Annotated in this window: 12 protein-coding genes; 6 read left to right on the plus strand and 6 right to left on the minus strand. The window is 68.1% G+C overall.

Annotated elements, in window-relative coordinates; all coding sequences use genetic code 11:
- Nucleotides 1-18: 18 nt before the first annotated feature.
- The 3 genes from sigE to QNN98_RS05530 are packed head-to-tail and all read left to right on the plus strand — an operon-like array spanning nucleotide 19 to nucleotide 2,112.
- Nucleotides 19-627: an RNA polymerase sigma factor SigE gene (gene sigE, locus QNN98_RS05520; protein WP_227913617.1), complete on the plus strand. Its 609-nt coding sequence runs from the start codon at nucleotides 19-21 to the stop codon at nucleotides 625-627.
- A gap of 3 nt (nucleotides 628-630) precedes the next feature.
- Nucleotides 631-1,608: a zf-HC2 domain-containing protein gene (locus QNN98_RS05525; protein WP_283996463.1), complete on the plus strand. Its 978-nt coding sequence runs from the start codon at nucleotides 631-633 to the stop codon at nucleotides 1,606-1,608.
- A gap of 48 nt (nucleotides 1,609-1,656) precedes the next feature.
- On the plus strand, nucleotides 1,657-2,112 hold the full coding sequence (locus QNN98_RS05530; RefSeq protein ID WP_227925021.1) for a twin-arginine translocase TatA/TatE family subunit: 456 nt from the start codon (nucleotides 1,657-1,659) through the stop codon (nucleotides 2,110-2,112).
- 18 nt (nucleotides 2,113-2,130) lie between these two features.
- Here the strand turns inward: QNN98_RS05530 and QNN98_RS05535 are convergent, their stop codons facing one another.
- From QNN98_RS05535 to QNN98_RS05545, 3 genes are read right to left on the minus strand one after another with little or no spacing between them, the layout of a single operon-like run.
- Nucleotides 2,131-3,315: an Mrp/NBP35 family ATP-binding protein gene (locus QNN98_RS05535; protein WP_283996464.1), complete on the minus strand. Its 1,185-nt coding sequence runs from the start codon at nucleotides 3,313-3,315 to the stop codon at nucleotides 2,131-2,133.
- Nucleotides 3,316-3,318: 3 nt separating this feature from the next.
- Entirely contained in the window at nucleotides 3,319-3,906 is a 588-nt protein-coding gene (locus tag QNN98_RS05540; RefSeq protein ID WP_227925019.1) for a DUF1003 domain-containing protein, read from the minus strand.
- A complete protein-coding gene (locus QNN98_RS05545; protein ID WP_227925018.1) occupies nucleotides 3,899-5,185 on the minus strand; it encodes a magnesium transporter MgtE N-terminal domain-containing protein in 1,287 nt (428 codons plus the stop codon). The genes QNN98_RS05540 and QNN98_RS05545 overlap by 8 nt, the downstream gene beginning before the upstream one ends.
- A gap of 118 nt (nucleotides 5,186-5,303) precedes the next feature.
- On the opposite strand from QNN98_RS05545, the gene QNN98_RS05550 reads away from it, so the two are divergent.
- Nucleotides 5,304-6,221 carry a general stress protein gene (locus tag QNN98_RS05550; RefSeq protein WP_283996465.1) on the plus strand — a complete coding sequence of 306 codons (918 nt, stop codon included), beginning with the start codon at nucleotides 5,304-5,306 and terminating at the stop codon, nucleotides 6,219-6,221.
- A 76-nt stretch (nucleotides 6,222-6,297) separates the two neighbouring features.
- On the opposite strand, the gene QNN98_RS05555 is transcribed toward QNN98_RS05550, so the two are convergent.
- Nucleotides 6,298-7,866: an aminopeptidase P family protein gene (locus QNN98_RS05555; protein ID WP_283996576.1), complete on the minus strand. Its 1,569-nt coding sequence runs from the start codon at nucleotides 7,864-7,866 to the stop codon at nucleotides 6,298-6,300.
- 138 nt (nucleotides 7,867-8,004) lie between these two features.
- Here QNN98_RS05555 and QNN98_RS05560 point away from each other — a divergent pair, with 138 nt between their 5' ends.
- Nucleotides 8,005-8,862, plus strand: a complete 858-nt coding sequence (locus QNN98_RS05560; protein ID WP_283996466.1) for a PHP domain-containing protein — start codon at nucleotides 8,005-8,007, stop codon at nucleotides 8,860-8,862.
- A gap of 17 nt (nucleotides 8,863-8,879) precedes the next feature.
- Here the strand turns inward: QNN98_RS05560 and QNN98_RS05565 are convergent, their stop codons facing one another.
- Complete coding sequence (locus QNN98_RS05565) at nucleotides 8,880-9,776, minus strand: DNA-methyltransferase (protein ID WP_227913625.1); 897 nt, start codon at nucleotides 9,774-9,776, stop codon at nucleotides 8,880-8,882.
- 18 nt (nucleotides 9,777-9,794) lie between these two features.
- Nucleotides 9,795-11,528, minus strand: a complete 1,734-nt coding sequence (locus QNN98_RS05570) for a DEAD/DEAH box helicase (RefSeq protein ID WP_283996467.1) — start codon at nucleotides 11,526-11,528, stop codon at nucleotides 9,795-9,797.
- Between the two features lie 339 nt (nucleotides 11,529-11,867).
- Here QNN98_RS05570 and QNN98_RS05575 point away from each other — a divergent pair, with 339 nt between their 5' ends.
- Nucleotides 11,868-12,578, plus strand: a complete 711-nt coding sequence (locus QNN98_RS05575; RefSeq protein WP_283996468.1) for a ferritin-like fold-containing protein — start codon at nucleotides 11,868-11,870, stop codon at nucleotides 12,576-12,578.
- Nucleotides 12,579-12,638 lie beyond the last annotated feature (60 nt).

Raw genomic sequence — 12,638 nt, forward strand, 5'->3', positions numbered from 1 at the left:
GAAGGAAGGAGGAAGACTATGGCAACGACGCCGGATGCGGCAGCCGCAGACATGGCTGCGGACTGGGTGCGCCCCTCATGGGAGGAAGTGGTGGAGGCACACTCCGCCAAGGTATACCGGCTGGCCTACCGGCTGACCGGCAACAAGCATGATGCCGAGGATCTGACGCAGGAAGTCTTCGTCCGCGTTTTCCGTTCCCTGGCAAACTTCCAGCCGGGCACGCTGGACGGCTGGCTGCACCGCATCACCACCAACCTTTTCCTGGACCAGGCCCGGCGCCGCAGCCGTATCCGCTTTGACGGGATGACCGAGGAAACCCAGAGCCGGCTGCCCAGCAACGGTCCCGGCCCAGAGCGCAGCTTCGAATTCAACAACCTGGATGTGGACATTGCCCGCGCCCTGGAGGAACTGCCGCCGGACTTCCGGGCGGCCGTAGTGCTGTGCGACCTCGAAGGGCTCTCCTATGACGAGGTGGCGCAGGTGCTGGACGTCAAGCTCGGCACGGTGCGTTCCCGGATCCACCGCGGACGGGCCATGCTCAAGGAGAAGCTTTCACACCGGGACCCGCGGCAGCGTCCGCTGTCCCGGCCACGGCTGAAACTGCCTCGCGTTGCGGGAGCTAACTGACCCGTGCGACACCCCACCAGGTATCTGCGGGACTACGTTGATGCCGAAATGACGCCGGAGCGGCAGCATGCCGTGGAAGCCCATCTCGCCCGCTGTGCGTCCTGCCGCGCGGCAGTAGCCGAAGAGCGCCGGCTGCGCAGCCGGCTGCGGGCCCTGCGTGTTCCCGCCGCGGGGCCGGACCTTGCTGCCCGGATAGCCGGTACTGCGGCAGCCACCGCCGAACGCGCGGACCAGGAGGCCGGTGGGGAACCCGGGAACGGATCCAATACCGCGGGCGGCGCCGTCACCGGAAGCCAACTGCAAGGGGCGCCGCTGGACCGCCGCAGCCATGCTGTTGCTGCGGGTGTGGCCGTTGCTGCAGCAGCGGCAATGCTTTTGGGCGGGGCCTACGCGGCTGGCACTGTGCTGGAAGTTCCGCCGGAGACGGGCACGCGCACGGCCATGGCGGCCGGTTGGGAGGAAGTGACCGGTTCCGGATCCGCTGCCCTCAGCCCGGACCAGCTGCAGTCGCTGCGGGGCCACGGATGGTCCTGCCCTGAACTGGCGGACCTGGGGCTGGAACTTGAAGCGGCGCGTTCGCTGCAGGTGCAGGGCCACCCCGCCGTCGAAATGGTCTTCGCGGGCACCGGTGAGCGGATTCGGCTGGTGGAGCAGCACCCGCTGCCGGGGGAGGACCGGCAGCCGGTCGTCAACGCCTTTACCGGCCATTCCGTGGCCGCCGACGGTTTCACGGCGCTTGGATCGGACAAAGGCCCCGCGGTGTTCAGCTCCGACGAGCACCCCGGGCAGACCGTCGTCGCCGCCGGGAGCGTTACCTATACCTTCGAATCCACCATGCCGGTGAAGTCACTGCCCCGGGCAGTGGAAGAACTGTCCCTGCTGGAGTCCTCCCGGCTGGCCCGGCCCGGTGCAGGCGCGGAACCGATGGAACGCATTGCCCGCGGGCTTGCCGTGTTCGCCCGCGCGGGCTGGAGCATCTAGGATGCCCGAAAGTGGCTTGCTGATCCCGGGAAAAGGTAGTCTTCAAGAGTGGTAGGAATCAACGGTTACGAGTTCATTATCCTGGCGATACTCGCCGTAGTGATACTGGGCCCCGAACGCCTGCCCGAATATGCCTCCCAGCTGGCCAGGCTGGTCCGGGAAGTCCGGCGGATGGCCAGCGGTGCCCGCGAGCAGCTGCGCGAAGAGGTTGGCCCGGAAATAGACGAGGTGGACTGGCGGAAGCTGGATCCCCGGCAATACGACCCGCGGCGCATCATCAAGGAAGCGCTGCTGGATGACTTCGAAGACGCCGCGCAGGCCGCGAAGGGCCGGCCTCCGGCGGCCCGGGCGGGTTCTGCGCCTGCCCCCGCACCGCAGCCGCCGACACCGGCCTCTGCGTCCGGTGCCGCACCCGTTCCGGCGGCTGCCCGCCCGCCGGCCGTCAAACCCCTCGAACGCCTGGCGCCGGGAGAACCGGCGCCCTTCGACATCGAGGCAACCTGAGTCCTGCGGCGATCGCCCCTACGCGGGGCTGACCCCGAGGTTCCGTCCGGCCAGTCCGCGCGGCCGGTGCGCCAGGTTCCGCGCAATCCGGCGCAGTTCCGCCGCAGCGGTGCCGGCAGCAGTTCCGCCCGACGCTGCGTCATCACCGGCCAGGCTTTCCAGCCCGTCCAGGGCCACCGGGCGTCCGCCGTCGCCGCCTTCCCGCAGGGCGACGTCGAGCGGGATGCTTCCCAGCAGCGGTACCGGGTAGCCGAGGGTGCCTGTGAGCCGTCCGGAGACGGCGGCGCCCCCACCGGAGCCGAAGACCTCAAGGCGTTCCCCGCCCGGCAGGGCCAGCCAGGACATATTTTCAATCACTCCGGCAACCTTCTGCCCGGTCTGCTTCGCCACACTGCCGGCACGCTCGGCTACGTCGGCGGCGGCGCTCTGCGGTGTGGTCACCAGCAGGATCTCAGAGCCCGGGAGCAGCTGGCCAACGGAGATTGCAATGTCGCCGGTGCCCGGCGGAAGATCGAGGAAAAGCACGTCCAGGTCACCGAAGTACACGTCGGTAAGGAACTGCTCCAGCGCCCGGTGCAGCATGGGCCCGCGCCAGGCCACGGGCTGGTTGCCTTCGACGAACATACCGATGGAAATGGTCTTGATGCCGTAGGCCACCGGGGGCAGGATCATTTCATCCACGCGGGTGGGCGGACGGGTAATGCCCAGCAGGCCGGGCACGGAGAAGCCGTGCACGTCGGCGTCGACAACCCCCACCCGCAGTCCGGCGGCTGCCATGGCTGCGGCAAGGTTCACGGTGACGCTGGACTTCCCGACACCGCCCTTGCCGCTGGCCACGGCGTAGACGCGGGTCAGCGAACCGGGACGGTTGAACGGAATGGTCCGCACCGGATCCCCTCCGCGCAGCCGGTCCTTCAGCGCATTGCGCTGCTCAGGGGTCATCACGTCCAGGCCGACGGCCACGCTGCTGACACCGGGCACGGCCGCCAGCGCATTTTCGACGTCGGTGGTGATCGTGCCGCGCAGCGGGCAGCCGGCGATGGTCAACAGCACTTCGACGCGGACCGCGCCCGACGGGTCCACTGTGACGCCCTTGAGCATGCCTAGTTCGGTGATGGGCCGGCGCAGTTCCGGGTCCTGGACGGTATCCAGGGCACGGAGCACCTGCGCTTCCAGGGTGGAAGCCGGTTCGGATACGGGCACGGGCTAGTGTTCCCTTCCGCCGGGATTCAGTTTGGGCATGGCATCGGCCGTCTCCGGGGGCCGGCGCCGGCGGCGGTTGGTTCCGCCGTCGTCGTCATTGGCCTCCAGCAGTTCTTCCAGCAGCCCGCGGATCTCGGACCGGACGTAGTCACGGGTGGCCACCTCGCGCAGTGCAATGCGAAGCTCCGCGATTTCCCGGGTGAGGTACTCGGTGTCCATCAGGTTGCGCTCGGCGCGTTCCCGGTCCTGGCGCACCGAAACACGGTCGCGGTCATCCTGCCGGTTCTGCGCCAGCAGCAGCAGCGGTGCGGCGTAGGAGGCCTGCAGGGACAGCATCAGGGTCAGCACGGTAAAGCCCAGCGCGGCGCTGTCGAAGCGGGCAGCTTCCGGACCCCAGGTGTTCCAAGCCAGCCACACCAGGCAAAAGACCGTCATGTAGACCAGGAACTGCGGGGTACCCATAAACCGGGCGAAGTTCTCCGTGGCATGGCCGAACGCGTCGGGGTTCGGGGACAGCCGCGGCAGCCACCGGGTGCGTGCAGTGCGGGGAGTGTCGAGGCCGCGGGTTGTCGACTTGATCTTTTCAGCCATTTGTCCTTCCCTGCTGCGTTATCGGGCCGGTCTCATCGGAAATACGCCAGTCGTCCGGCAGCAGGTGGTCGAGCACGTCGTCCACCGTCACCGCCCCGACCAGGCGCCCGGTGTCATTGATGACCGGCAGAGAGTTCAAGTTGTAAGTGGCCAGCATGCGCGAAACCTCGCTGATGCTCGCGTAGTCCCGGACCGGTTCCAGGTCCGTGTCCAGGATGTTGCCCAGGGCCTCCGGCGGCGCCGACCGCAGCAGTGCCTGGATATGCACAACGCCCAGATACTTGCCGGTGGGCGTTTCCAGCGGCGGCCGGCAAACGTAGATGGAGGAGGCGAGGGCAGGGGTGAGTTCCTCCCTGCGCACGTGCGCCAGTGCTTCCGCCACCGTTGCCTCCGGCGGCAGGATGACCGGGACCGGAGTCATCAGCGAGCCTGCTGTGTCCTCTTCATAGTTCAGCAGCCGGCGCACGTCGCGGGCGTCCTCGGGCTCCATCAACTGCAGGAGCTCTTCCTTCTGCTCCTCGGGCAGCTCGTTGAGCAGGTCCGCGGCGTCGTCGGGGTCCATCTCCTCGAGCACATCCGCCGCGCGCTCCACGTCCAGGGATTGCAGGATCTGGACCTGGTCGTCGTCGGGCAGCTCCTGCAGGACGTCCGCCAGGCGTTCGTCCTGGAGCTCGCTCGCGACCTCGATGCGGCGCTTGCCGCTCATTTCATGCAGGGCGTCGGCGAAGTCGGCAGCCTTGAGGTCATCGTTCTGCGCGACGAAGGAGGTGGCAGCCTGCGGACCGGAGGTATCCCAGTGGATGATGTCCTTCCAGTCCACAATCATCTGCTCGCCGCGGCGGCGCAGGGGCCGCAGGCGCGATTCGGATCCGCCGCGGCGGACAAAGAGGTTGGAAACGTGCCAGTCGCCGGCCCGGTTCTGCTCAATGGCGATGTCCTCGATGGTGGCTTCTCCGCTGCCGTCGCGCAGTTCCACGCGGCGGTCGAAGAGCTCGCCGACCACCAGCATCTCCGCGCCGCGCTGCTCGAAGCGGCGGAGGTTGACCAGGCCGGTGCAGATGATCTGTCCGGGGTCCATGGAGGTAATGCGGGTCAGGGGCACGAACACACGCTTTTTGCCCGGCACTTCCACCACAATGCCCACGGCCTGCGGCGGGCGGCCGGGACCCCGGTCGAGCACGACCGCATCGCGCAGCCGGCCGAGCCTGTCTCCGAGGGGGTCGAAAACGTCAAGGCCAAGCAGGCGCGCGATAAAGACGCGGGTAGGATTTGTGCTCACCATATAAGGCTACTTTGTAGCCGGAGCTAACGGCGTATTAAGAGGTACGACGACGGCGCCCCGTTCACTGCAAGCGATACCTCCCCCGTCCCGCGCCGGAATGCGCGAGAATGGAGCAATGTCGAACCTATTTGGTGCCACACCTCCGCGTGAAGCGGCCCGCAGCTTGCCCAAGGGCGAAACGGTGGGACGCTACACGGCCTACCTGGACGCGCAAAAGGCGGTTGACTACCTGGCGGACAGCAAGTTCCCGGTGCAGCTGGTTTCAATTGTGGGAAACGAGCTCAAATCCGTGGAGCGCGTCACCGGCCGCCTGAGCTATCCGCGCGTGGCCCTGTCCAGCGCCGCCACCGGCGCTTGGTTCGGCCTGTTTGTTGGCCTGGCGCTGATGCTCTTCGGCGGCAGCGCCGCCGCCATCTCCCTGATTCCCTCCATGGCCCTGGGCGCCGTTTTCTGGCTGCTCTTTGGGGTGTTGGCCTATGCCCTGCAGCGCGGACGCCGTGACTTCACGTCCACCAGCCAGGTCATTGCCACCAGCTACGACGTGATTGTGGCGCCGGAGGCGGCCAACGACGCCCGGCGCCTGCTGCACCAGCTGCCCATGGTGGGCCAGGCCGGCCACCCGCAGGCACCCCGCAACCAGCAGCAGCCCGGCGTGCCGCCGTTCGGGCCGCCGGCAGGCGGTACCGGACAGGCGCCGGAACGCCCCTCCGGCTGGACCAACCCGTACGGGCGCCCTGCCTCAGACGCCGCCCCGGCGGATCCGAACAGGCCAGGGCAGGCAGGGCCTGCGGGCCAGGCGCCGGCGGGTGAACGGGAACCGGTCAGTGGAAGCACCCGGCGCGGCCAGTTCCCCGACCTTCCGGACGGCCGTCCGCAGTACGGCGTCCGCCGCCCGAACGGGCCGGTTTCAAACGACCAAGGGTCAAACGGGCAAAGTTCAAACGGGCAGGAGAACCCCGGAACGGCTCCGGATCCGGCCGGCAGCCACGCCCTGCAGCCGGGCAACGGCGACAGCGGCCAGCCGCGCCAGTAACCTCACCGCCAACAGATAAGGCCCGCATCCTTTCGGATGCGGGCCTTATCTGTTGGCGAAACTATTCCGGGATGAACTACTCCGCGGCGTAGATGCCGGCCATCCAGTCCTCGACGTCGTCGGGGTTGCGCGGCAGGGCGTCACTGAGGTTCACGGGACCGTCTGCGGTGATGAGGATGTCGTCTTCGATCCGCACGCCGATGCCGCGGTACTCCTCCGGAACCGAAAGGTCGGTGTCCTTGAAGTAGAGGCCCGGTTCAATGGTGAAGACCATGCCCTCGGTGATGGTGCCGTCCAGGTAGAGCTCGGCGCGGGCCTGCGCGCAGTCGTGAACGTCCATGCCCAGGTGGTGGCTAACGCCGTGCGGCATCCACCGGCGGTGCTGCTGGCCTTCGGGGGACAGTGCTTCCTCCAGCGGCACGGGCAGCAGCCCCCAGGCATCCAGGCGCTCGGCCAGCACCTTCACGGAGGCAGCGTGCACGTCGCGGAACTTGGCGCCGGGCTTGGCGGCGGCGAAACCGGCGTCGGCGGCGTCCAGGACGGCCTGGTAGACCTTGCGCTGGACCTCGCTGTACGTGCCGTTGACCGGCAGGGTGCGGGTGACATCGGCGGTGTACAGGCTATCGGCTTCCACGCCGCCGTCGAGCAGCAGCATGTCACCGGCGTTCACGGCGCCGTTATTGCGGATCCAGTGCAGGACCGTGGCGTTGTTGCCGGCCGCGGCAATGGTGTCATACCCGAGGTCGTTACCCTCTTCGCGTGCGCGGGCAAAGAAGGCGCCTTCAACCACGCGTTCCCCGCGCGGATGCGAGATGGCCCGGGGCAGTGCCTTGACCACTTCGGTGAAGCCGTTGACCGTGGCCGCCACGGCGGCCTTCATCTGCTCGATTTCCCACTCGTCCTTGACCAGGCGCAGTTCGGAGAGGGCCTCGGTGAGCTCGCCGTCCAGTGCGTCCAGGGCGCTGAGGTCGGCGTTCTCCGGGTCCAGGGCGGTGTTGTAGCGGACGGTGTCCACCAGCGCGTCCACCATTTCGTCCACGCCGCGCAGCAGGCGGACGGAGATGCCGCCGAACTGCGGGTCGCCCACGTTGCGGGTGATAGCGGTTTCAGCCTCGTCCAGGTGCCGGGTAGGCACCTCCAGCATGGTGCTGACCGCTTCCAGACCAAGGCGGTCCCCGATCCAGAAGGAACCGTAGCGGGCGTTCGAGTAGAACTCGTCACTGTCAGTGCCGGCCAGCGGACGGAAGTACAGGACGGCAGTGTGGTTGCCGCCGTCGTCGCCCGTGCCGGTTTCCACCGGTTCCATCACCAGGACGGCGTCGGGCTCGCGGTCCAGCCCCAGGCCGGTCATGTGCGCGAAGCCAGAGTGCGCGCGGAAACGGTAGTCCGTGTCATTGGAGCGGACCTTCAGCGGGCCGGCCGGAATCACCAGGCGTTCGCCCGGGAAACGTTCGGACAGCGCACGGCGGCGGCGGGCAGCGAACGCGGCGACGGCGTCGCGCTCGGGAAGGGCGCCGGATTCGGGGGCCCAGCCGGAGGACATGAACTTCTTGAAGGCCTCCGAGGAGGGCCGCTGGGAACGGTTGTTGACCCGGTCCTCCAGCGGCTGGCCTTCGGAGGGCTCGGGCAGGGTGTTCTCTGTCATTGTCTTCTCGGGGAAGGCGTTAGCGTCTGTAGTCACCCTTCCATGGTCTCACCGCCCCGCGGGGCGGCAAAACACCCCGCACGTACGTGCCCCGTCCGCGCGGACGGAAGCCAGGCGAGCAGGGCGTAGATTGTAAGCGTGAGAATCGACCTGCACACCCACTCCAGCGTGTCCGACGGCACCGAACCTCCGGCCGATGTGCTGGCCGCGGCCGCGCGGGAGGGACTGGACGCCATTGCGCTGACCGACCACGACACGACGGCGGGCTGGGAGCCGGCGGCGGCGGCGGCCCGGAGGCTGGGGGTCACCATGGTGCCGGGCATGGAGGTGTCCTGCCGCAGCAGCGAGGGAATCAGTGTCCATGTGCTGTCCTACCTGCATGATCCGGCCCACCCCGGCCTGCTGGAGGAAATTGCCCGCTCACGGGCGGCCCGGGTGTCCCGGGCCGAATTGATGGTGAAGCGCCTGGCGGAGGATTTCCCCATCGACTGGGATGCGGTGCAGGAGCAGGTGGCGCCGGGAGCGACCATCGGGCGTCCGCACATTGCCGACGCCCTGGTGGCAGCCGGGGTGGTGCCCAACCGCTCGGCGGCGTTCAGCGGCATCCTGACTGCCCGGTCCCCGTACTTCGTGGCGCACTACGCCCCGGATCCAGCGCGCGCCGTGGAACTGGTGCGGCAGGCCGGCGGTGTGCCGGTGTTCGCGCATCCCGTGGCTTCCTCCCGCGGCCGGGTGGTGGGGGAGGGAACGTTCCACGAGATGATCGACGCCGGCCTGCTGGGGGTGGAGGTCAACCACCGGGACAATCCGGAGGCCGGGCGGGACTGGCTGCGCCGGCTGGCGAAGGACCACAACCTGCTCGTCACCGGATCCAGCGATTACCACGGCACGGGCAAACCGAACCGGCTGGCGGAAAACACCACCGACCCCGCGGTCCTGGCACAGATCGCCGGACTCGGAACCGGCAGCGCCCTGGTCGGGGATCTGCCCGGCTGACGGCCCCGGCGGAAGCGCTAGTTCCCTGCGGCCGGCAGCGGTTCGCCCGTTTCGGCGGAAACCACCGTGGCCGCGGTGCCCAGGCGCCGGGCCATGACCTCGATGGCCTGCGGGTTGGCATCCACGCAGACGAACCTGCGGCCCAGCTTGGCCGCCACCGCGCCCAGGGTGCCCGACCCCGCAAAGAAATCCAGCACCCAGTCGCCTTCGCGGCTGCTGGCCGCTACTGCGCGGCGCAGCAGGCCCTCCGGTTTCTGCGTGGGATAGCCGGTTTTTTCCCGGCCGGTGGGGGACACAATGGTGTGCCACCAGACGTCGGTGGGCAGTTTGCCCAGTGCCACCTTTTCCGGTGTCACCAGCCCCGGGGCCATGTACGGTTCCCGGTCCACTTCGGCATTGTCGAAATGGTACTTATCCGGGTTCTTGACGTAGACCAGGATGTTGTCGTGCTTCGCCGGCCAGCGGTTCTTCGCCCGTCCGCCGTAGTCGTAGGCCCAGATGATTTCGTTGAGGAAGCAGTCCCGGCCAAACAAGGCGTCCAGCATGACCTTCGCGTAATGCACTTCGCGGTAGTCCAGGTGCACGTAGAGCGTGCCGTCGTCGGCCAGCAGCCGCCACGCCTGCGCCAGCCGGGGCTCCAGGAACGCCCAATAGTCCTCGAAGGCGTCGTCGTAGCTGGAAAGCAGCCCTTTGACCGTGCTGTAGCTGCGGCCCTTGAACCCGACCCGGTCCCCGCTGCCGTCAATGCTGCGGACCATGGTGGTCTGCTGCCGGCGCTGGGCCCGCCCCGTGTTGAAGGGCGGGTCCACGTAAATCATCGTGAAGGAGCCGTCCGGCAGGGTCGGCAGGAATTCCGCGTTATCCGCGTGAACCACCAGCGACCCGCCGTCCGGGGTCCACAAAGGGATGCTCATAGCCGTGCTGCGGCTCGGCTATTCAGCGGCCGGGCTGGAGTTGCCGACTACCTCGCCGTTGCGGCGGCGCGTCCGGCTGCGGCGCGGACGGTCCGCGGCGGTGCCTTCGGCAGCCGGTGCTGCGGTGCGTGCTTCGGCTGTCCGCGTCTCGGCGGCGCGGTCGGTGCTGCGGGACTCGGTGCTGCGTGACTCGCCGGAGCGGGACTCGCCGCGCCGGGATCCTTCGCGCTGGGATCCTTCACGCTGGCCGCCGCTGCGTGCACGGTCAGAGCTGCGGCCTGAACCGGAACCGCTGCGTCCGGAACCGTTGCGGTCGGATCCGCTGCGGCCACCCTCGCGGGAGGTACCGCGTCCGCCGGACTTGCCGGTTTCGCCGAGGTCCTCGATCTTCTCGGCATCGATGCCGGCGTGGGTGCGCTTGTTGCGCGGCAGGCGTCCCTTGGTGCCTTCGGGAATGTCCAGGTCCGTGTACAGGTGAGGCGAGGAGGAGTAGGTTTCCACCGGCTCCGCCTGGTCCATGCCCAGGGCCTTGTTGATCAGGCCCCAGCGCGGGACATCGTCCCAGTCCACGAACGTGACGGCCGTGCCCTTGTTGCCGGCGCGGCCGGTGCGGCCCACGCGGTGCAGATAGGTCTTCTCGTCTTCGGGGCACTGGTAGTTGATCACGTGGGTGACGTCGTCGACGTCGATGCCGCGGGCGGCGACGTCGGTGGCCACCAGCACGTCCACCTTTTCGTTGCGGAAGGCGCGCATGGCCTGCTCGCGGGCACCCTGGCCCAGGTCGCCGTGCATGGCGGCCACGGCGAAGCCGCGGTCCACGAGCTCTTCGGAAAGCTTGGCGGCGGTGCGCTTGGTCTTGGTGAAGATGATGGTCCGGCCGCGGCCGCGGGCCTGCAGGATGCGGGACACCACTTCGCTCTTGTCCAGGTTGTGGGCCCGGTAGACCACCTGGCGGATGTCCTTCTTCGTCAGGCCTTCGTCATCCGGATCAGCGGCACGGATGTGGGTGGGCTTGGTCATGTAGCGGCGGGCCATGGAGACGACGGCGCCGGGCATGGTGGCGGAGAAGAGCAGGGTCTGGCGCACTGCGGGGGTGGCGGCCATCAGGGTCTCCACGTCCGGCAGGAAGCCGAGGTCCAGCATTTCGTCGGCCTCGTCCAGGACAACAATGCGCACGTTCTTCAAGGAGAGCTGCTTCTTGTTGTAGAGGTCGATCAGGCGGCCGGGAGTGCCGACCACGATTTCGACGCCGGCTGCCAGGGCCTCGATCTGCGGTTCGTAGGCGCGGCCGCCGTAGATGGTGACCACGCGGGCGCCGCGGCGGCGGGCCGCAGTGGTCAGGTCTCCGGCCACCTGGACCGCGAGTTCGCGGGTGGGAACCACAATCAGGGCCTGCGGGGCGCCGGGAACGGCGAGGTCTGCGTAGCCCTCGTCTCCGGGGGCCACCACGCGCTGCAGCGCCGGGATGCCGAAGCCGAGTGTCTTGCCGGTACCGGTTTTGGCCTGGCCGATGATGTCGTGGCCGCCGAGGGCAACCGGCAGCGTCATGGACTGGATGGGGAAGGGGTGGGTGATGCCGGCATCCGTGAGGGACTCCACAATGTCCGCGCGGACGCCGAAGTCGGCGAAGGTCAGTTCGGGGATTTCCGCCGCCTCGGCCTTGGTGGCCAGAGTGTCGGCAACCTTCAGTTCTTCGGTGCTGTCATCAGCTGTGAGGTGACGATCGTCAGCCTGGGAAAGTTCAGTGTTCAATTAAATACCGTTCAGTTTAGGCAGCGCGGGGCACCAGGCTCGACGAGTGGCTGACAGATACAGCCCATCCCGGAGCGGATGGCACGCACGCGGTGCGTCCAGCGGAAGCCGATCGCGGGCTAACAACTGCGGGCCGCCTAGTGCTCCGTTGGCCACGGCGGCGGCCGAAAATTCAAGATCGCGTAGGGTTTGCGGGTCTGGTCAAAGATTCAAAAACGACCGGGCATCCAATAACTACACTCCCAGTCTACCCACACCCCCTGACCGTCAGCGCATGCCGCGCCGGTGCAGGTGCCGCCGCTGCGCCCGGGATACCTGCGGGAAGGTACGCTGGCGGGTATGACTAACGGGCACCATTCGGACCTGCCGGAGGTTGCCTCCGGCCCGGCAGCCGCCGGCGAGACCTATCAGCGCTTCCTGACCGATCTGTTCGGGGCCATCGCCTACGGGCAGCTTTCGGCCTTTGAGCGCATGTCCTCCGACGCCCGGTTCTCGCCCACCCTGCATGACAGGGCAACGCTGGGACGCCTGGCCGTCCACGAGTACGCACACTTCGAACTGATCTGCGAGCGGCTGAGCGCCATGGGAGTGGACCCGGAAGCAGCCATGCGGCCTTTCCAGCCCTCCGTGGATGCCTTCCACGACCGGACCAGGCCCGCCGACTGGTACGAGTCGCTGATGAAGTTCTACGTTACCGACGCCATCTCCGACGATTTCTACGCTTCCGTCGCCTCGCGCCTGGACGCCGAGACCAACAGCCTGATCCAGGGCCTGAAGGCCACCGAGCAGCCCGGCGAAATCCTCCTGTCCCGGCTGCGGGAAGCGCTGGCGGATGACCCCCGGCTGGCCTCGAGGCTGGCGTTGTGGGGGCGGCGCCTGGTGGGCGAAGCACTCACCCAGGCACAGCGCGTGGCGATCGAGCGGGCCTTCCTGGCCGGACTGGTCGACGGCGGGGGACAGGACGTCCTCGACGCCGAGATCAAGCGCCTTACCGCCCAGCTGACCCGCAACCACTCAAAGCGCATGAGCCTGCTCGGCCTGACCGCCTGAGGCGCAACCCAAAACCCGGAGAACCAAGCACAGCGGGAGGCGGCGCATCGCGCCGCCTCC

This window comes from Arthrobacter sp. zg-Y1143, assembly GCF_030125565.1.
In the GTDB taxonomy this organism is placed as follows: Bacteria; Actinomycetota; Actinomycetes; order Actinomycetales; family Micrococcaceae; genus Arthrobacter_B.